Raw genomic sequence first — 19,339 nt, 5'->3', positions numbered from 1 at the left:
GGTGATAAATCGCGGTTGCTAAGATGCGCGCGTTTTCCATCGCGTGAATCTTCGGGAGCTGAGGTAATGCAAGTCGTGTCGCGTGCGTTCTATGGATTTTGGCTGGCGCTCTTCGCCGTGGCCCTGACGGGATGCTCGGGCGGCGGCAAGCCCGACGCCACCGTCGAAGCGCTGTACCGCGCCGCCGAGAAGGGCGACGTCGAAAAGGCCATCGCGCAGATTTCGTTCTCGCAGGTGCCGGCCGACCAGCAGGTCCAGGCCAAGGGCAAAGTGCAGATGATCGTGGGCGAGATGCAGCGCCGCATCACGCAGAACGGCGGCATCGCCAAGATCGAGACGCTGAACTCCACGATCGACGACGCCACCAAGACGGCCGTGCTGCGCACCCGTCTGGCCTTCAAGAACGGCAAGGACGTGACCGAAACGCACCGCCTGGTGCAGGAAGACGGCGCGTGGAAGCTGCGCCTGAAGTAGGCCGGCCTCCGGTCGTTGCGTCCACAACCCGCCGGCGCCTGCTCGGCGCGCTGACGCTCGGCGCCCTGCTGACGCCGGTGGCGCGGGCGGCCGGCGCCGCCGAGCCCGCCGTGCCGGACGGCGCGCAGGCGGGCGATCTCATCTTTCGCCGCGGCACCGCCGCCATCAGCGACGCGGTGCTGGCGGTCGATGCGGGCGAATTCAGCCATGTGGGCATGCTGGTCGGCCAGCGCGGCGCGTGGCAGGTGGTGCACGCCACCCCGAGCGAAGTCCCGGGCCGCGGCGACGGCGTGGTGCTCGACGACCTGGCCTTCTATCTGGATCCGGCGCGCGCCGAACGCCACGCCGTGTACCGGGTGCAGGCCGACGCGTCGCGGCATGCGCTCGCCGTGGCTGCCGCGCTCGCCGCGCGCGGCCAGGGCTTCGAGCTCGCGCACGCGGGCGGCACCTACTGCACGGCCCTGGTCTGGCAGGCCTGGCGCACGGCCGGCGTCGATCTGCACGTGCCCTTCACGAGACTGGCGATCCCGCTGCTGCAGGGCGAGTACCTGCTGCCGAGCGCGCTGCAGTCGTCGCCGAGACTGCAAGTCCTGACACGGGGCTGAGCGACTCGCGTGGCCGGGCGCCCGCAAGCGCCCCGAACCAGGCATCGCGCCATACGTGCGCATCGGCACGCCATACCAAAGATACCCACGCCATTAACGTGCGCTTGACGCAAGCCGCTTGCGGCAAGTGTAAAAATGACGGCACTGTCACCCCATCGGCCCACGCCGGGCCACGCAGCCATGTCGAACGATACCCCCGAGGGCATTCGCCCTTATCACCACCCCGCCGGCGGCTGGGACGCCCTGCGCGCCGTGGCCCAGACCATCCGCACGCAAATGACCGTCGTGTCGGGGCCGCGCATCCTGTTGCGCAACAACCAGCCCGATGGCTTTGATTGCCCCGGCTGCGCCTGGCCCGATCCCAAGCACACCTCCACCTTCGAGTTCTGCGAGAACGGCGCCAAGGCCGTCACCTGGGAAGCGACCAAGAAGCGGGCCTCGCCCGAGGTGTTCGCCCGCCACACCGTGACGGAGCTGCTCGGCTGGAACGATCACGCGCTCGAAGACCTGGGCCGCCTCACGCATCCGATGGCCTACGACGCGGCGTCGGATCGCTATCTGCCGATCGAATGGGACGAGGCCTTCGCGCGCGCCGCGGCGGCGCTCAATGCCCTGCCCGACCCGAACATGGCCGAGTTCTACACCTCGGGCCGCGCATCCAACGAAGCGGCGTTCCTCTACCAATTGTTCGTGCGGGCCTACGGCACCAACAACTTTCCCGACTGCTCGAACATGTGCCACGAGGCCACCAGCGTGGGCCTGCCGCAGGCGATCGGCATCGGCAAGGGCACGGTTTCGCTCGAGGACTTCGATCACACCGACCTCATCATTTCGATGGGGCACAACCCGGGCACCAATCACCCGCGCATGATGGCGACCCTGCGCGAAGCGGCCCGCCGCGGCGTGCCCATCGTCGTGTTCAACCCGCTCAAGGAACGCGCGCTCGAGCGTTTCGCCTCGCCGCAGTCGCCGGTGGAGATGGCCACGATGGGGGCCACGCCCATCGCCACCACCTACCTGCAGGTGAACGTGGGCGGCGACGCCGCCGCGCTCAAGGGCGTGATGAAAGCCGTGCTGGCCCTGGACGAGGCGGATCGCGCCGCCGGCGGCGCCGGCACGCTCGACCGCGACTTCCTGGCCACCCACACCGAAGGCATGGACGCGCTGATCGAAGACCTGCGCGACACCTCCTGGGACACGATCGAGGCCATCAGCGGCCTCGCACGCGCCGACCTGGAACACGTTGCCACGCTGTACTGCCGCGCGCCGTCGGCGCTGGTCTGCTACGGCATGGGCGTGACGCAGCATGCGCGCGGCACCGAAAACGTGCAGCAGATCGCCAATCTGCTGCTGCTGCGCGGCAACTTCGGCCGGCCCGGCGCCGGCATCTGTCCGCTGCGGGGGCACTCGAACGTGCAGGGCGACCGGACGGTGGGCATCGACGAGAAAGCGCCGGCGGCGCTGCGCGCGGGCATCGAGCGCGTGTTCGGCTTCGTGCCGCCCGCCGAGAAGGGCCACGATGCCGTGGAGTCGATCGAGGCGATGTACGAGGGCCGTTCGCGCGTGCTGGTGGCCCTGGGCGGCAACCTCGCGGTGGCCATGCCCGACACGCAGCGTACGCACGCCGCGGTGCGCAAGCTCGATTGCGCCGTACACATCGCCACCAAGCTGAATCGCTCGCATCTGCTGCTGGCGCGCGAGAACCTGCTGCTGCCCTGCCTGGGCCGCACCGAACTCGACATGCAGGCCACGGGCCCGCAGTCGGTCACGGTAGAGGACTCGATGTCGATGGTGCACGCCTCGCGCGGCGCCCTGCCCCCACCGTCGCCGCACGTGCGCTCCGAGCCCGCCATCGTGGCCGGCCTGGCGCGCGCGGTGCTGGGCGAGCGCCACGGCATCGCCTGGGAAGACATGGTGGCCGACTATGACCGCATCCGCGATGCGATCGAAGGAGTGTTGCCGGCCTTCGCGCGCTACAACGAGCGGGTGCGCGAGCCCGGCGGGTTCCGCCTGCCCCTCGGCCCCACCGAGCGGGTCTGGCACACCCCTAGCGGAAAGGCGCAGTTCCGCGTGTTCCGCGGCGTGCGCGAAGATGCGCCGCGCGCGCCCGACGTGCTCACGCTCACCACGCTGCGCAGCCACGACCAGTACAACACCACGCTGTACGGTTTCGACGATCGCTATCGCGGCGTGTTCGGCCGCCGCGACGTGGTCTTCATGAACGCGGACGACCTGGCCGAACGCGGCCTGGCCGAGGGCGATCTGATCACGCTGGAGGCGGCCGACGGCTCGATGCACGGCGAGCCCGCGCGCCTGACGCATTACACCGCCGTGACCTATGACATCCCGCGCGGCTGCGTGGCGGCCTACTACCCCGAGGCCAACGTGCTCGTGGGCCTGGGCAATCGCGATCCGCAGAGCGGCACGCCCGCGTACAAGTCGGCGCCGGTGCGGGTATTGCGCGCCACCTGATCGTCGCGCTGCAGGGACGCGTGTCCGGCACGCGTCCCGTCATCATCCTTTCCCACGTGTCGACGGCGGCCGGCGCCCGCGCGCCCGTGCCGCACGCGGCCACAGCTTTCCCTACGTTGTCTTAAAACTGTCAATCAGGGTTAGCACTAAAGATCCCGGACGGACTGCCGTTATCCGGAGGTATCGTCCGTCAGCACCCAGGGATCCAGGCCCATGCCCCGCGAGGGCCGTGCCGAGGGGCGCATCGATTCTGTTCACTCGTGCGCGCCTCGCTGTCCGGCCGCGCTTTTTTACGCCAGGGATAAGCCATGGGAATGTTTCGTGACATGAAGATCGCGACCACGCTGTTGGGTGTGGTGATCGTGTTCTTCGGATTTCAACTGCTGCTAGGGGGCTCGGGCTACTTCGCGCTGTCGCGCGTCGGCACCGACGTGCGCGACCTCTATCGCACCTCGGTGGTCCAGAGCAATGCGGTCAATGCGGCGTCGCTGTCGCTCGTCGCCGCCCGCACCGACCTCAGCCGCTACGCCACCCGCGTGGCGCAGGGCAAGGCTTCGGAAAACGCGTCGTTGCTGTCGGCACGTGACTTCGTGGCCAGCGCCGACAAGAGCTTCGCCATTTTCGAGCGCGCGCTGACCGAAGCCGACCGCCCGGCCGTGGCCGAGCTGGTGCAGTCGTATCACGCCTACAGCGCCAACCTGAAGCGGGTCGGCGACGTGCTGCAGGCCGGCGACATGGAAGGCTATCTGAAGCAGGGCACGCAGGGCGTGCAGGATACCTACCTGAAGGCGCGCGGCCGTTTCATCGAGACCACCGGCACCAACGGTGAGTCGGCGATGGAGACGATCAACGACTTCTCGTCGATCTTCACCACGCTGCTGGCGGTGGTGCTGGCCATCGGCCTGGCCGTGGCCATCGCGACCACGCTCATGGTCCGGCGCATCATCGTGGGCCCGCTGGAACAGGCCGGCGAACTCGCCAAGCGCATCGCGGCGGGCAACCTCGCCAATCGCGTGCCCGACGCCGGCCGCAATGAAGTGGGCGCGCTGCTCGCCGCGCTCAAGACCATGCAGGACGGGCTGGTCGGCACGGTGCGCAAGGTGCGTCATGGCGTGGACGAGATTCACGTGGGCACGCGCGAAATCGCCGCCGGCAACAGCGATCTGTCGGCGCGTACGGAAGAACAGGCCGCCTCGCTCGAAGAAACCGCCTCCAGCATGGAAGAGCTGTCGTCGACCGTGAAGCAGAACGCCGAGAATGCGCGTCAGGCCAACCAGATGGCGGCCACCGCGTCGAACGTCGCCGAGCGCGGCCATGCCGCCGTGGCCGGCGTGGTGCAGACGATGGGCGCGATCGCGGACAGCTCGAACCGCATCACGGAAATCGTGGGCGTGATCGACAGCATCGCGTTCCAGACCAACATCCTGGCGCTGAACGCCGCCGTGGAAGCCGCGCGTGCCGGCGAGCAGGGCAAGGGCTTTGCCGTGGTCGCCACCGAAGTGCGCAGCCTGGCGCAACGCAGCGCCGGCGCGGCCAAGGAGATCAAGGGTCTGATCGAAGACTCCACCGCCAAGGTCGAGCAGGGTTCGCAGCAGGTGAAGGCGGCCGGCGGCACCATGACCGAGATTCTCGAGTCGGTGCGCCGCGTGACCGACATCATGGGCGAAATCTCGGCCGCCTCGCAGGAACAGGCCAGCGGCATCGACCAGGTGAACCTGGCCGTGTCGCAGATGGACAGCGTGACGCAACAGAACGCGGCGCTGGTCGAAGAAGCGGCCGCCGCCGCCGGCTCGCTGGAAAACCAGGCCGAGAAGCTGCGCGAAGCCGTGTCAATCTTCAAGCTGCCCGATGGCATGGTGATCGACAGCGGCGCCGGCTCGGCGCTCGACGCCCCGCCCCGCGCGGCGCTCAGCCGGCCTTGAGCGGCCCTTCGAGGTGCTCCACCAGAAAGTCGATGAACATGCGCGCGCGCGCCGTCTGGCTGCGGCGTTGCGGGTAATACACGTACAGGTCAGCGGAGGGCAAGGTGTAGTCCGGCAACAGCACGCGCAGACGGCCGCTCTCCAGATACTTGGCCAGATCCCACTCGGATCGGATCAGGATGCCGTGCCCGTCGAGCGCCCAGCCCAGCACGATGTCGCCGTCATTGCTCGAGAGCGCCCCACTGACCTTGATCGCCTCGGTCGTGCCCGCGTGCTCGAAGCGCCAGACGCCGTGCGCTTCGTCGTTCTGCCGATGGATGATGCAACGGTGCGCAGCCAGATCGGCGAGGCTGGCGGGCTCGCCGTGGCGCTTGAGATAGGCGGGCGAGGCGCACAGCAGACGGCGGTTGCTCAGAATGCGGCGGGCGCGCAGCCGGCGATCGGGCAGGCTGCCGAAGCGGATCGCGAGATCGATGCCGCCCTCCACCAGATCCACGGGCCGGTCGGTCACGTCGAGCTGCACATCCACATTGGGATGGCGTTTGCCGAAGGCGGACACCAGCGGCGCGATCACGGTGCGGCCGAAGCCCAGCGTGGCGTTCACCCGCAGCAGGCCGCGCGGCTCGGTGCCGGCGCTGGTCACCGCCTCTTCCATGTCGCGCAGGTCGGCCAGGATGCGGGTGGCGTGCCGCAGGTAGGTCTCGCCTTCGTTGGTGAGGCTGATGCTGCGTGTGCTGCGATTGAGCAGCCGCACGCCCAGCCGGTCTTCCATGCCCGCCAGCCGCTTGGTGGCGGCGGCCGGGCTCAGGTCGAGCTCGCGCGCCGCGCCCGACAGGCTGCCCAGGCGCGCCACGCGCACGAAAAAGTCCAGCTCGGAAGCGAGGTCGGTTTTCACCGCACTTTTCACCCAAAGTAAATAATCTAGTGAATTTCGTTCAATTTTAGGCAGGTCGGGCAGGTCTAAGCTAGTGCCACGATTCGAACTCACCAGGAGACCTGCCATGAAGATCGTGGAAATTCGCGAGCGCACCTTGCCGATCAGCTCGCCCATCCGCAACGCCTACATCGACTTCAGCAAAATGACGCTGAGCCTGGTGGCGGTGATCACCGATGTGATCCGCGACGGCAAACCCGTGGTGGGTTATGGCTTCAACTCGAACGGCCGCTACGGCCAGGGCACGTTGATGCGCGAACGCTTCATCCCGCGCATCCTGGAAGCCCGCCCCGAAGATCTGCAGGACGCCAGCGGCAACAACCTGGATCCGCACAAGGTCTGGAACGCGATGTTCACGAACGAAAAGCCGGGCGGCCACGGCGAACGCTCGGTGGCCATCGGCACGATCGACATGGCGGTCTGGGACGCGGTCGCCAAGATCGAAGGCAAGCCGCTGTTCCAGCTGCTGGCCGAGCGCTACGGCAATGGCCAGCCCGATCGCAAGGTCTTCGTCTATGCCGCCGGCGGCTACTACTATCCCGGCCAAGACCACGGCAAGCTCAAGGACGAGATGCGCAGCTACATCGACCGCGGCTACACGGTGGTGAAGAAGAAGATCGGCGGCGCCTCGCTAGACGAGGATCTGCGCCGCATCGATTCGATCCTGAGCGTGCTGCAGGACGGCCAGAAGCTGGCGGTGGACGCCAATGGCCGCTTCGATCTCGATACGGCGGTGCAGTACGCGAAGGCGCTCTCGGCCTACGATCTGTTCTGGTATGAAGAGGCCGGCGATCCGCTCGACTACGAGCTGCAGGCCACGCTGCGCAACTACTACGACAAGCCGATGGCGACCGGCGAGAATCTGTTCTCGATGCAGGACGCGCGCAATCTGATCCGATATGGCGGCATGCGCGCCGACCGCGACTATCTGCAGTTCGACTGCGCGCTGAGCTACGGCCTGGTGGAATATCTGCGCACGCTGGACATGCTGCACCAGCACGGCTGGTCGCCCAAGCGCTGCATTCCGCACGGCGGTCACCAGATGTCGCTGAATATCGCGGCCGGCCTGGGCCTGGGCGGCAACGAAAGCTACCCGGATCTGTTCCAGCCCTTCGGCGGATTCCCGGACGGCGTGCGCGTCGAAAACGGCCACATCACCATGCCCGACCTGCCCGGCATCGGCTTCGAAGGCAAGAGCGACCTGTACAAGGTCATGCGCGAACTGTCCGACTGAACCTGGACCCCGACGCGGCCTCGGGAGCGACTCCGGGCCGCGCCCCGCATCCGGGCGGCGCCGTGGCGCCGCCCTTTTTCATCCTGCGATCAGGACCCGCTCGCGGCGCGCCCCGTGGGCGAGGCAGGCGCGGCCGGCGCCGCGCCCATGGCATGGAACAGCGCCGCGGTGTCGGCCAGCCGGGCGGCCGCGTAGTTGAGCTCGCGCAGTTGCGCCTGCAGATAAGCCTGCTGCGCGGCACGCCCCTGAAAGCCGGGCAAGGCGCCCAGCTCGACCCGCCGCGCGGTGTTGCGGTAGGAGCCTTCGGACGCCTGCCGGGCCGCTTCGGCCGCGGCGAGCGCCTCATTGTCGGCCTCGAGCGCGGCGAGGCTGTCGGCCACGTTGCGGAACGCCGCCAGCACCGTCTGGCGATACTGGTCGGCCGCGCCTTCGAAGGTCTCAATGGCCGCGCGGCGCTGCGCGCGCAACGCGCCGCCATGGAACAGCGGCTGCGTCAGCCCCGCGCCGATGCTCCAGATCGCCCCGCCCGGACCCGACAGCGCGGTGGGCCAGTCGAAACCGCCACGGCCCATCGAGGCCGACAGCGACAGGCGCGGCAACATCTGCGCGGTGGCTGCGCCCACCTCGGCAGCCGCGCCCTCGAGCGCCACGGCCGCGGCCTGGACGTCGGGCCGGTTGGCGAGCAACTGCGACGGCACGCTCACCGGCACCCGCGCCGGCACCACGATCCGCGTGAAATCCAGATCGGGCGGCGCCTGATCGGGCGTGCGGCCGAGCAGAACGGCGAGGGCATGACGGGTGGACTGCCACTGGCTGCGCAAGCCCGGCAGCGCGGCCGCCAGATCGCTTGCATTCTGCTCGGCATCGAGCGCTTCCTGCTGCGACGCCGAGCCCAGTTCGAAGCGCCGCCGGGCATCCTGCGCGACCTGCCGCGCCAGCCCGACCTGCTCGGTGCTCAGCGCCACCTGCCGTGCCAGCGCGGCCGACCGGATCGCACCGCTCACGATATTCGCGGCGAGCGCGCGGCGCGAAGCCTCGAGACGATGTGCCTGCTGATCGACGCTCGCCGCGAGCGCCGTGTTGGCATAGCGCGCGGCGCCGAACAGGTCGAACGTGTATTGCGCCCGTATCTGTCCGACGAAGGTGTTGTAGAGCATGGTCGGCGGTTCGACCATGGGCATGGTTAGCGCGCGTTGCCGATCGACCTGCCCGCCCATATCGATCGTGGGCAGCATCGACTCGCCTATCTGCGCGCGCAACTGCTCGCGCGCGGCCGCGAGGCGCCTGTCGGCGGACGCGAGGTCGGGACTGTTGGCCAGCCCTTCGCGCACCATGGCATCGAGCTCGGGCGAGCCGTACAGCGTCCACCAGTCGGCGACCGGCACGGCCCCCTGCTCGAACTGCTGAGCCACGCCCTGCGCGCTGGCGCTTTGCGCAGGCGTCGGCGCGACGCCATAGTGCGCGGGCTCCGGAGTGGCGGGCGCCCGGCCATCGGGACCGAGCGCGCAGCCCGCAAGGGCCAGCGCCACGGCACTCGCGAGCGCCAGACGTGCGTGGGAAAGTGTGAGGCTCATCATGATGCGTTGCCCGTCGCGCCCGAGGTCTGGCCGGCAGGCGTCTGGTGGGAATGCTGGTGGCCTGCGTCGGCGCCCGGCGGCACGCCCGGAGGCTCGTCGCGCTCGTCGTTGCGCACGCGGAACCAGGCCGCATAAAGGGCCGGCAGAAAGAACACGGTGAGCACGGTGGCGCTCGTAATGCCGCCCATCAGCGCGGTCGCCATCGGACCGAAGAAGTTGCTGCGCAACAGCGGGATCAGGGCCAGCACCGCGGCCGCGGCCGTCAGCGTGATGGGCCGGAAGCGCCGCACCGTGGCGCTCACGATGGCGTCCACGCGGGGATGTCCGGCCGAGATGTCCTGCTCGATCTGATCCACCAGAATCACCGAATTGCGCATGATGATGCCGAACATCGCGATCACGCCCAGCATCGCGACAAAGCCGAAGGGCATGCCGAACAGCAGCAGCGCCCCGACCACGCCGATCAGGCCCAGCGGCGCCGTGAGCACCACCATCATGACGCGCGAGAAGCTCTGCAGCTGGATCATCAGCAGCGTGAGTACGACCACCGCCATGAGCGGCATCTGCTCGATGATGGAGCGCTGGCCCTTCTCGCTTTCTTCGACCGAACCGCCGATCTGGATGCGATAGCCCACCGGCAGCTCGGCGCGCAGCTCCGCGAGTCGCGCGTCGAGTTCGTGGGTCACGTCGATGCCCTGCGCACCGCCGACCACGTCGGCCTGCACGGTGATGGTGGGCTGACGATCGCGCTCCCAGATCACGCCGTACTCGAGCTCGTAATGCGCGCGGCCCAGGCTGCCCAGCGGCACGGGACCATTCGGCGTGGGCATCGACAAGGTTTCGAGGCGCGAGGGATCGATGCGCTCGTTGGCCGGCGCGCGCAGGTCGACGTTGATGAGCTTGTCGCGTTCGCGGTATTGCGTGACCGTGGTGCCCGACAGCGTCATGGCCAGGAAGGCCGACACGTCGGACGAGGTGACACCCAACTCGCGCGCCTTGCTCTGGTCCACCTCGAAGCGCACGGAGCGTTCCGATGGCTCGTCCCAGTCGAACTGCACATTGGCCGTGCGGCTATCGGCGCGCACCACGTCGGCGAGCTTCTCGGCCAGCGCGCGCACCGTGGGGATATCGCCCCCCGACACACGGAACTGCACCGGGAAGCCCACCGGCGGGCCGTTCTCCAGGCGCGAAATGCGGGTCCGGACGGCGGGATACTGCTCGCGCAGAATCGGCGCGAGCCACTGTGCCAGTTGCTCGCGGTCCTCGACGGAATGGGTCGTGACGATGAACTGCGCGAAGTTCGGCTGGGGCAGCTTTTGGTCGAGCGGCAGATAGAACCGCGGCGCGCCCGTGCCGACGAAGCTCACCAGATGCGCGATCTCGGGCCGGTCTTTCAGCGTCTCTTCGAGGCGCAGCACCTGGCGCTTGGTCGCATCGAACGACGCGCCCTCGCCCAGGCTGACATCCACCAGCAGCTCGGCGCGATCGGAGCTCGGGAAGAACTGCTGCGGCACCAGCGAGAAGGCGGCCATGGCGACCACGAACAAGAGCGTCGTGCCACCCAGCACCCAGTAGCGGCGCTCGACGCAGCGCGCCACCCAGCCGCGCAGGCGGCGGTAGAAGCGCGTGTCGTAGATGTCGTGCTCGTGGTCGTCGGGCTGGCCCTCTTCTTTCTTGCGCTCGGGCAGCAGGCGATATCCCAGCAGCGGGATCAACACCACGGCGGCGAACCACGAGGCGATGAGCGCGATGGCCGAGACCTGAAAGATCGACCGCGTGTACTCGCCCGTGCCCGACTTGGCCAGCGCGATCGGCAGAAAGCCCGCCACGGTCACGAGCGTGCCGGTCAGCATCGGGAACGCCGTGCTGGTGTAGGCGAAGGCGGCCGCGCGGGCGCGGTTCCAGCCCTGTTCGAGCTTCACCGCCATCATCTCGACCGCGATGATGGCGTCGTCGACCAACAGGCCCAGCGCCAGCACCAGGGTGCCGAGCGAGACCTTGTGCAGCCCGATGTCGAACAGATACATGAAGAGCGCCGTGACGGCGAGCACGACGGGGATGGAGATCACCACCACCATGCCGGTGCGCAGGCCCAGCGAGACCAGGCTGACCAACAGCACGATCACCACGGCCTCGGCCACCGAGCGCAGAAACTCGTCGACCGAATGCGACACGGCGTGCGGCATGCTCGATACCTGCGTGAGCGTGAGCCCGGCCGGCAGGAAGTCGCGCAGCTGCTGGGTCTGCGCGTCGAGCGCCTGACCCAGCTTGATCACGTCGCCATTGGGCTGCATGGTGATGCCGATGCCGAGCACCGGCTTGCCGCCCGCCCGCATCTCGGTGGCGGGCGGCTCGAGATAGCCGCGCCGGATGGTCGCGATATCGCCCAGCCGCACCGTCGTGTCGTTCAGGCGGATCAAGGTTTCTTCCAGCGCACGCACGTCCCGGATCTGACCCGACGGCCGCACGAAGATGCGGTCGTCGGCGGTGGTGAGCGTGCCGGTCGAGTTGACGCCGTTCTGTGCATCGATGGCGCGGCCGATCACCTCGGGCGACACGCCCAGCCGCGTGAGTTGCGCGTTCGGAATCTCGACGTAGATGCGTTCTTCCTGCTCGCCGAAGTAGTCCACCTTGGCCACCCCCGGCACGCGCAGCAGCACCGTGCGCATCGCATCGGCGTAGTCGCGCAGCGTGGCCGGCGAGAAGCCGTCGCCTTCGAGCGTGTAGATGTTGGTGTAGACGTCGCCGAACTCGTCGTTGAAGAAGGGCCCCTGCACGCCGCGCGGCAGCGTGGCCTGGATGTCGCCCACCTTCTTGCGCACCTGGTACCACTCCTGCTGCACTTCTTTGGCGGGCGCGGAATCCTTCATGGTGAAGAACACCAGCGACTCGCCCGGCCGCGAATAGCTGCGCATGAAGTCGGTGTAAGGCGTTTCCTGGAGCTTCTTGGCGATGCGATCGGTGACCTGTTCGCGCACCTGCTCCGCGGTGGCCCCGGGCCAGAAGGTGCGGATCACCATCACGCGGAACGTGAACGGCGGATCCTCCGATTGCGCGAGCCGCGAGTACGACAGCACGCCGAAGATCGTTGCGAGCGCAATCAGGAAGACGACGAGGGCCTGATGGCGCAACGCCCAGGCCGATAGGTTGAAGCGCCCCTCTTCGTGGCGCTGCGCGTCGTGCGCGCCGGGTGCCGGCGCGCTCACGAGGCGAAATCCTCGGGATGCAGCGGCGGCACCGGCCGGACCTTCTGCCCCGCCGCCACCGCATGCACGCCCTGCCACACGACGCGCTCGCCTTCGGCAATGCCATCGGCCAGCACCACGTGGCGCTCGGTGTAGCGCAACACCGTCACGCGGCGCAGCTCCAGGATATCTTCGCCGGCCTTGACCACCCAGACCGCGGGCGCCGGGCCATCATGAAAGAGCGCGGTGGCGGGCACGGTGTAGGTGGTGCCTTGCGCCGTGGCGCCGTCGAACGCGATGTTGGCGGTCATGCCGAGCCGGACCTGCTCCGCGCCATGGACCGTGAGCTTGACCCGGAACGTGCGGCGCTGGGGGTCGGCGGCCGGCGCGAGTTCGCGCACGGTGGCCTCGTAGCGGGCGTCGGGCGCGGCAGGCAGCGTGATGCGCGCCTTCTGGCCGACCTTCAGTCCGGCCAGCACGTTTTCCGGCACGTCGGCCACGGCGTCGATCTCGCCGGCCCAGGCCAGGCTGTAGACGGCCTGACCCGCGGCGACGTTCTGCCCGGTGTCGGCCTGTTCGGCGGTGATCACACCCGCGTGGTCGGCCTTCAGCGTGGTGTACGCGAGCTGGTCGGCCGCGAGCGCCGCCTGCTGCGCGGCGCTGTCGCGCTGCGCCAAGGCCGCTGCGTAGGCATTCTGCGATTGCTCGAGCTGGCTCGCGGCGATGAGCTGCTCGCGGGCCTGGGCCCGGTCGCGGTTGAGCTGCTGGCGCGCGAAATCGAACTGATGCTGGGCCGCGGCGAGCTGGGACTTCGCGCTCGCCGCGTTCTTCGCGGCATCGGCCGGATCGAGCCGCGCCACGACCTGACCGGCGCTGACCGTGTCGCCCAGGCGCACCTTGCGCTCGATGATCTTGCCGCCCACGCGGAACGACAAGGGCGTGGTGTCGCGCGCGTCGATGCGGCCCGGCACGCTGAGGCCGGCGGCCGCCTGGTCGGGCTGGGCCGGCATGGCCACGACGGGCCGCGGCGCGGCGGCCGGCTCTTCCTTGGCACCACACCCTGCCAGCACCAGCAGGCAGAACGGCACGAGCAACAGGCCGACGCGGCGCGCGCCGGCTCCGGAAAGGGGTCGGCGCGGGGCGGCGCGGGCAGATGATCGGAACACGGAGTACCTCGACGCGTTTCGGGCGGCGGCCAGACGGACCTGCCTGGGGTCGGACGAAATCTAGGACGGATTCTAATTCGGTCCTGTATTCAAATACAACCCTGAATCTGAAATGGGCGTCGATGCTACACTCGGCCGATGGCACAAGTCCGGTTAACACGCGAGCAAAGTCGGGAGCAGACGCGCCAGCGTCTGCTCGACGCGGCACAAGGTCTGTTCCTGGCCAAAGGCTATATGGCGACCAGCGTCGAGGACATCGCCGAGGCTGCGGGCTATACGCGGGGCGCGTTCTACTCGAACTTCGGCTCCAAGTCGGAGATGTTCCTGGAGTTGTTGCGGCGCGATCACGAATCGCACATGAACGAGATGAGCGCGCTGTTCGAGGATCAGGCCTCGCGCGCCGAAATGGAAGCCCGGGTGGTCGCGTACTACAGCCAGATCCACCGCGAAAACAAATGCTTTCTGCTGTGGATGGAGGCCAAGCTGCAGGCCGCGCGCGACCCGGCCTTCCGTCTGGGGTTTCTCTCGTTCCAGCGCGAGCAGCGCGGCACCATCGCCGATTTCGCGCGGCATTTTTCGGCCCGCGTGGGCACGCCGCTCACCATGCCCCCCGAGCAGCTGGCCCTGGGCCTGCTGGCCCTGTCCGAAGGGATGCAGTTCAGCTACGCCTTCGATCCGCAGGCCGTGTCGGCCGACCTGACCCAGGCCGTGCTGGCGGGCTTTTTCCAGCGCGTGGTGTTCGGCCCGGGCCCCGCCGACACCGCCCCGTCCTTGCCTGACCCGCAATAATCCCCCTCTGACGATCAGGGTCATGGCGCGCCTGATTCTTGACGCCAAGGCAAAGGTCTTTTCGTCCGGCGCTGCTTTTTCCGCACTGCAATAACGCGCACACTGCGTTCCATGCTCAATGCCGTCCCGAGGACGGCGCGCCCGGCGGCACCTCGCCCCGGCCGCTCAACAGGAACGCAACCATCATGACCACAACTCAACCCTCCGGCGCCGCCGCGTCGGGCGCCGCCGCGCCGGTGAAGGCCGGTTTGCCGCTGCTCGCCCTGGCCGTGGGCGCCTTCGGCATCGGCACGACCGAATTCGCCCCCATGGGCCTGCTGCCGGTGATCGCCGACGGCGTGAACGTCAGCATCCCGACCGCCGGCATGCTGATCAGCGCCTACGCCATCGGCGTGATGCTGGGCGCCCCCCTCATGACGCTGGCGCTGTCGCGCTGGTCGCGGCGCAGGGCATTGATCGCGCTGATGGCGATCTTCACGGTGGGCAACCTGCTGTCGGCCTTCGCGCCCAACTACACCACCCTCCTGCTGGCCCGGCTCGTCACCAGCCTGAACCACGGCGCGTTCTTCGGATTGGGCTCGCTGGTGGCCGCCAGCGTGGTGCCGCGCCACAAACAGGCGAGCGCGGTCGCGACCATGTTCCTCGGCCTGACCATCGCCAACGTGGGCGGCGTCCCTGCCGCCACCTGGCTGGGCCAGACCATCGGCTGGCGCATGTCGTTCGCGGCCACGGCCGGCCTGGGCCTGCTGGCGATGGCCGCGTTGCTGTTCGCCCTGCCGCGCGGCGAGGCCGGCAGCCGCCCCGACGTCAAACGCGAACTGCGCGTGCTGTTGCAACCCGCCGTGCTGGTCGCCCTGCTCACCACCGTGCTGGGTTCGGGCGCCATGTTCACGCTCTACACGTACATCGCGCCCACGCTGGCCGCCATCACCGGCGCGTCGCCCGCATTCGTGACCGCCATGCTCGTGCTGATCGGCGTGGGCTTCACGCTGGGCAACACGGCGGGCGGCCGTCTGGCGGATCGTTCGCTCGACGGCAGCCTGATCGGCTTCCTGGCGCTGGTGATCCTGGTGATGCTGGTGTTCCCGTGGGTGGCGGGCTCGCCCGCCGGCGCCGCGGTGGCGTTGTTGATCTTCGGGATCGCGACCTTCGCGGTGGTGCCGCCGCTGCAGATGCGCGTGATGCGCGCCGCGGCCCACGCGCCCGGACTGGCTTCGTCGGTGAACGTGGGCGCCTTCAACCTCGGCAACGCGCTGGGCGCGGCGGCCGGCGGCGCGGCAATTTCTGCGGGGCTGGGTTATGCGGCGGTGCCGCTGGTGGGCGCCGCGATCGCCGCGGCGGGCCTGCTGCTGGTGCTGTCGCAACTGCGGTCGCGCCGGGCCGCGAGCGCGGCGGCCGGCACGGCCTGACCGGCCGGCGCCAGGCCCGGCCTCAGCGTACCGGCGCGTCTTCGGACGGCGCGTCGGGATCGGCGGGGGCCGCGGCCGGATCGGGCCGCGCGGCGGGCCAGTCGGGGCTCAGTGTGAGCTCCACGTGTTCGTCGGCATACACGTGCACACCCAGGTAACGGGACTGCCCCGGATCCGCGGGCACGACGGCCACCGCCGAACGGCCCAGGCCCTCGTCGGGAATCGGCTGGCTCACCGGCCAGCCCACTTCCCAGGCCACATCGGCGCGGCCCGGCGTCACGTCGATGCAGCACATGCTCTTGCCGCTGCTCATGTCGCCTTCGCCATAGCGCCAGTGCACGCCGCCGACATAGCGGCCCTGCACGCTGATCTCGCCGATTTCGTGGTCCGGGCTGTAGTTGAAGACCACCACCTCGACCGGCAACTCGGCGCGCGCCACGCCTGCGCCGATGCCTGCGCAGGCCAGTGCCAGCGCCCATGCCGCTCCTATCCGCCCCATCCTGGCCTTCGCCACGTCATCCTCCTGCCACCCGGTCCGCCTCGACTGGCATGGTAGCGAATCCCGCCGACCGACCGGCCCGCACCGCCGCCTCGAACCGTTAGCAACTGCTACATCCGGCCGGCGCGCAAGAGCATCCGCAGCCGCGCGCACACGTCACAAGGCGACACATCTCCATCCGCGCACAAGCGCAGGGGCGCGCCCATACTCAGCGAGAGGCCGGCCACGCGGCACGGTGTCTGGGGAGAGGAAATGAAGAGCACCACACGCTGCGCGCTTGCCGCGCTCACGCTGTTGCTGGCGGCCTGCGCCAACGAAGGCGCGCCAGGCGCACGACCCGCCGCGCCGATGCCGGGGGCCGATCTCGATCCCCACGGCTGCAAGCCCACGGCGGGCTACGCCTGGTGCGAACGGCTGGCGCAATGCGTACGCCCATGGGAGCTCGCGCGGGCGCGCGGCCTGGTCACGGGCCCCGAGGCCTTCGCCGACTACTGCGGCGCGCCGGCCGCGGCGCCCGCGTTTCGCGTGCCGCCGCAGTAGGCGCCTGCCGGCAGGCAGCCGATCAGGCGAAACGCCGGCTGGCGTCCAGCGCGAGACCCGCGCCGATGCTGCCGAACAGGTCGCCTTCGACGCTGCGCGCCGCCGGCACCAGGGCCGCCACGCTCGAACGCAGCAACGGCACCCGGCTCGAGCCGCCCGTGAAGAACACCGTGTCAACGGCGCTGGCGGGCACGCCCGCGCTCGCGATCAGCTCGTTCACGGTGCGCTCGACGCGGCCGATCAGGCCTTCGATCGACCCGTCGAAGCCCGGGCGGGTCACGTCCACACCCAGCCCCGGCGCGATGCGATCGAGCGGAATATGCGTGGCCGGCGCTTCGGACAGCGCGATCTTGGCCTCTTCGACCTGGATCGCCACCCAGTGGCCGGCACGCTGACGCACCAGCTCGTCGAGCAGGCCGATGCGCGCCGGGTCGGCCGTCTGCTGGCGGATCCAGGCGAAATTCTCGGCGGCCTTCTTGGTGTAGGCCTGGTTGATGGTGTGCCAGCACGCCAGGTTGCCGAACTGCGTGCTGGGCACATCCTTGCCGCTGCGCAGCTGGCTGCCCAGGCCGAATAGCGGCATCACGTGACCCAGGCTCAGCTGCTTGTCGAAATCGGTCCCGCCGATGTGCACCCCGCCGTGCGCGAGGATGTCGTCGCGGCGGTCGACCTTGCCGGCGCGCGCCGGCCCGAGGCGGATCAGCGTGAAGTCGGACGTGCCCCCGCCGATGTCGACCACCAGCACGAGCTCTTCGCTGTCGATCTGCGATTCATAGTCGAAGGCCGCCGCGATCGGCTCGAACTGAAACTCGACATGCGTGAAGCCCACATCGCGCGCGATCTCGCCGAGGGTGTCCTGCGCGAGCTGGTCGGCCGTCGTGCTGTCGTCGACGAAGAACACGGGTCTGCCAAACACGGCCTGGCGCAGCGGCTGACCGCTGGCCTGTTCGGCGCGTCGCTTGAGTTCGGCGATAAAGCGCGTGAGCAGGACGCGAAACGGCACCGCGCGGCCCTGCACTTCGGTCGAGCCTTCCATCAGCGAGGTGCCGAGCAGGCTTTTCATCGAGCGCATCAGGCGGCCGTCGTAACCCGCCACGTAGTCGGCGATGGCGGCGCGGCCGTAGCTCACCTCGTCATCGTCGTCATGAAAGAAGATCGCGGAAGGCAGCGTGCCTTTGCCGTCTTCGAGCAGAAGCAGGCTGGGCTGGCCGGCGCGGGCCAGGCCGACGGTGGAATTAGAGGTGCCGAAGTCGACGCCACAGGCAGGGGAAGTCATGGGAAAAACCGGGTCGGGCAGAAAAACGGCGCCCAAGTGTAGCCTGAGCCGCCCGGCGCCGCAGCGCTCCCTCAGGGCAGCGGCTGCCCCGCCCGGATCGCCGTGGAGAAATCGCCCGCCTGCTCGCGCGACAACTGCGCGCGCTCGTCGATCGCGGCCCATTGACGCCATTGCGCCAGCGGCACGCGGTTGTCGATCGCGCCGATCTTGTACAGATAGCTGGGCAGATAGCCCGACAGCAGAATGCGCGGATCCATCGGCAGATCCGGCACGATGGCGCGCACCATGCGATAGACGATGGTGGTGCAGTTGGCCGTGACCGTGTGATAGAAGCGCGGCTTGCGCACCAGCGCGTTGGCGGTTTCCACGTACGAGACAAACAGCCTGCGCATCGCGTCGGGCTTCATGCGGATCGGATAAAGATAAACGTCTTCGCCGCGCTCGAAGGTGCGCACGCCGACGATGTCGCGCTCGTCGGCCGCGATCACGCTCATCTCGAACTGCTTGAAAAAACCGCCGAGCTCCGAGAAGCGCTCATGCTGCTCTTTGCGGATCTCGACAGAAAACACGACGCGCTCGCCGTCGGCGAAGCCGAACGACACCAGCGTATGCGCGATCGCCTCATTGCCCCAGTACGACAGGAACAGATCCACCGTACGCAGCTGATCGAGGTCGTACTCGCGCGACTCCCAGCGCGGCATGAAGTCGGCCTCGCCCTGCCAGATGAAATCGCGCACGTTGTGCAGCGACACATGCGAACCCTCGACCTCGCCGTAGGTCATGCGGCCGACATCGGCGGCCCAGGCGCGGTCGTTGGAGGGCTGCAGCGAACTCCACCAGATCACCATGATCGCGCAGGCCGCCACGTAAAGCGCCAGCACGGGACGCCAATGGCGCGTGCGGCCCAGCAACAGGCCGCCCATCGCCGCGCAGATCATGCCCCACACCACGATCACGAGCGCCGTGAGCGAACTCGGAAACGGCATCTGGTACTTGAGTGCGCCGATGCCCCATGCCCCGATGGCGAGCAGCGCCAGCAATGCCACGCCACGGGCCAGACCCCGCGCAACGGCCCTGGGCCAGCGCGCGCCCCGCGGGCGCTCTTCTTCGGAAAACTCAGGGGTCATAGCGTGCCCACTCACTGCCGGGAAATTCAAAGACCGCCCGATGATTGCCGCTGAGCGGCGCACCGTCAAGTCGGCCGGACAGGCTTCAGGCCGGGGTCAGGCACGTCAATTGCTGTAGTGGAGGTTCAAC

The 19,339-nt window shown here is 68.8% G+C and carries 15 protein-coding genes; 8 read left to right on the top strand and 7 right to left on the bottom strand.

The window, feature by feature from the left end:
• The first annotated feature begins 66 nt into the window (after positions 1–66).
• The 4 genes from CEK29_RS01180 to CEK29_RS01165 all read left to right on the top strand — a co-directional run bounded on the left by CEK29_RS01180 (position 67) and on the right by CEK29_RS01165 (position 5,473).
• The gene (locus tag CEK29_RS01180) at positions 67–474 is read left to right on the top strand and encodes a DUF4878 domain-containing protein (RefSeq protein ID WP_176456814.1); all 408 of its coding nucleotides are present in this window, start codon (positions 67–69) and stop codon (positions 472–474) included.
• Positions 453–1,079: a YiiX/YebB-like N1pC/P60 family cysteine hydrolase gene (locus CEK29_RS01175; protein ID WP_255176036.1), complete on the top strand. Its 627-nt coding sequence runs from the start codon at positions 453–455 to the stop codon at positions 1,077–1,079. Before CEK29_RS01180 ends, CEK29_RS01175 begins: the two co-directional genes overlap by 22 nt.
• Before the next feature lie 180 nt (positions 1,080–1,259).
• Positions 1,260–3,551, top strand: a complete 2,292-nt coding sequence (locus CEK29_RS01170) for an FdhF/YdeP family oxidoreductase (RefSeq protein ID WP_094857127.1) — start codon at positions 1,260–1,262, stop codon at positions 3,549–3,551.
• Positions 3,552–3,865: 314 nt separating this feature from the next.
• Positions 3,866–5,473: a methyl-accepting chemotaxis protein gene (locus CEK29_RS01165; protein WP_094798387.1), complete on the top strand. Its 1,608-nt coding sequence runs from the start codon at positions 3,866–3,868 to the stop codon at positions 5,471–5,473.
• Here CEK29_RS01165 and CEK29_RS01160 read toward each other — a convergent pair.
• Positions 5,460–6,368: a LysR substrate-binding domain-containing protein gene (locus tag CEK29_RS01160; protein WP_094857126.1), complete on the bottom strand. Its 909-nt coding sequence runs from the start codon at positions 6,366–6,368 to the stop codon at positions 5,460–5,462. The genes CEK29_RS01165 and CEK29_RS01160 overlap by 14 nt on opposite strands.
• A gap of 106 nt (positions 6,369–6,474) precedes the next feature.
• Here CEK29_RS01160 and CEK29_RS01155 point away from each other — a divergent pair, with 106 nt between their 5' ends.
• Complete coding sequence (locus tag CEK29_RS01155) at positions 6,475–7,641, top strand: mandelate racemase/muconate lactonizing enzyme family protein (protein ID WP_094798385.1); 1,167 nt, start codon at positions 6,475–6,477, stop codon at positions 7,639–7,641.
• Positions 7,642–7,730: 89 nt separating this feature from the next.
• Here CEK29_RS01155 and CEK29_RS01150 read toward each other — a convergent pair whose 3' ends face one another.
• Genes CEK29_RS01150 through CEK29_RS01140 form a run of 3 tightly spaced genes read right to left on the bottom strand, consistent with a single transcriptional unit; the run spans position 7,731 to position 13,569 of the window.
• Positions 7,731–9,218 (bottom strand): efflux transporter outer membrane subunit, encoded by a 1,488-nt coding sequence (locus CEK29_RS01150; RefSeq protein ID WP_094857125.1) that lies wholly within the window; start codon positions 9,216–9,218, stop codon positions 7,731–7,733.
• Complete coding sequence (locus CEK29_RS01145; protein WP_094857124.1) at positions 9,215–12,424, bottom strand: efflux RND transporter permease subunit; 3,210 nt, start codon at positions 12,422–12,424, stop codon at positions 9,215–9,217. The genes CEK29_RS01150 and CEK29_RS01145 overlap by 4 nt, the downstream gene beginning before the upstream one ends.
• Positions 12,421–13,569, bottom strand: coding sequence for an efflux RND transporter periplasmic adaptor subunit (locus CEK29_RS01140; RefSeq protein WP_432759217.1), 1,149 nt, complete (start codon positions 13,567–13,569; stop codon positions 12,421–12,423). The genes CEK29_RS01145 and CEK29_RS01140 overlap by 4 nt, the downstream gene beginning before the upstream one ends.
• A 138-nt stretch (positions 13,570–13,707) precedes the next feature.
• On the opposite strand from CEK29_RS01140, the gene CEK29_RS01135 reads away from it, so the two are divergent.
• Positions 13,708–14,358, top strand: a complete 651-nt coding sequence (locus tag CEK29_RS01135) for a TetR/AcrR family transcriptional regulator (protein WP_094798382.1) — start codon at positions 13,708–13,710, stop codon at positions 14,356–14,358.
• A gap of 185 nt (positions 14,359–14,543) precedes the next feature.
• Positions 14,544–15,767 (top strand): MFS transporter, encoded by a 1,224-nt coding sequence (locus CEK29_RS01130; RefSeq protein ID WP_094857123.1) that lies wholly within the window; start codon positions 14,544–14,546, stop codon positions 15,765–15,767.
• 22 nt (positions 15,768–15,789) lie between these two features.
• Here CEK29_RS01130 and CEK29_RS01125 read toward each other — a convergent pair whose 3' ends face one another.
• Positions 15,790–16,281: a hypothetical protein gene (locus CEK29_RS01125; RefSeq protein WP_141218284.1), complete on the bottom strand. Its 492-nt coding sequence runs from the start codon at positions 16,279–16,281 to the stop codon at positions 15,790–15,792.
• 237 nt (positions 16,282–16,518) lie between these two features.
• On the opposite strand from CEK29_RS01125, the gene CEK29_RS01120 reads away from it, so the two are divergent.
• Entirely contained in the window at positions 16,519–16,806 is a 288-nt protein-coding gene (locus CEK29_RS01120) for a hypothetical protein (protein ID WP_094857121.1), read from the top strand.
• Between the two features lie 22 nt (positions 16,807–16,828).
• On the opposite strand, the gene CEK29_RS01115 is transcribed toward CEK29_RS01120, so the two are convergent.
• Entirely contained in the window at positions 16,829–18,082 is a 1,254-nt protein-coding gene (locus CEK29_RS01115; protein ID WP_094857318.1) for an Hsp70 family protein, read from the bottom strand.
• 71 nt (positions 18,083–18,153) lie between these two features.
• Positions 18,154–19,209, bottom strand: a complete 1,056-nt coding sequence (locus tag CEK29_RS01110; protein ID WP_255176035.1) for an Lnb N-terminal periplasmic domain-containing protein — start codon at positions 19,207–19,209, stop codon at positions 18,154–18,156.
• Positions 19,210–19,339 lie beyond the last annotated feature (130 nt).

Origin of the sequence: Bordetella genomosp. 5 (assembly GCF_002261475.1) — a bacterium.
In the GTDB taxonomy this organism is placed as follows: Bacteria; Pseudomonadota; Gammaproteobacteria; order Burkholderiales; family Burkholderiaceae_B; genus Bordetella.
Note: the sequence above shows the minus strand (reverse complement) of the source record. Positions and strands in the feature narration are given on the sequence as shown.

Bases quoted from the DNA above. Each gene is read 5' to 3' on its own strand.
- CEK29_RS01180 (WP_176456814.1), top strand. From the start codon at position 67: ATGCAAGTCGTGTCGCGTGCGTTCTATGGATTTTGGCTGGCGCTCTTC.
- CEK29_RS01170 (WP_094857127.1), top strand. From the start codon at position 1,260: ATGTCGAACGATACCCCCGAGGGCATTCGCCCTTATCACCACCCCGCC.
- CEK29_RS01165 (WP_094798387.1), top strand. From the start codon at position 3,866: ATGTTTCGTGACATGAAGATCGCGACCACGCTGTTGGGTGTGGTGATC.
- CEK29_RS01155 (WP_094798385.1), top strand. From the start codon at position 6,475: ATGAAGATCGTGGAAATTCGCGAGCGCACCTTGCCGATCAGCTCGCCC.
- CEK29_RS01150 (WP_094857125.1), bottom strand. From the start codon at position 9,218: ATGATGAGCCTCACACTTTCCCACGCACGTCTGGCGCTCGCGAGTGCC.
- CEK29_RS01135 (WP_094798382.1), top strand. From the start codon at position 13,708: ATGGCACAAGTCCGGTTAACACGCGAGCAAAGTCGGGAGCAGACGCGC.
- CEK29_RS01130 (WP_094857123.1), top strand. From the start codon at position 14,544: ATGACCACAACTCAACCCTCCGGCGCCGCCGCGTCGGGCGCCGCCGCG.
- CEK29_RS01120 (WP_094857121.1), top strand. From the start codon at position 16,519: ATGAAGAGCACCACACGCTGCGCGCTTGCCGCGCTCACGCTGTTGCTG.
- CEK29_RS01115 (WP_094857318.1), bottom strand. From the start codon at position 18,082: ATGACTTCCCCTGCCTGTGGCGTCGACTTCGGCACCTCTAATTCCACC.
- CEK29_RS01110 (WP_255176035.1), bottom strand. From the start codon at position 19,209: ATGACCCCTGAGTTTTCCGAAGAAGAGCGCCCGCGGGGCGCGCGCTGG.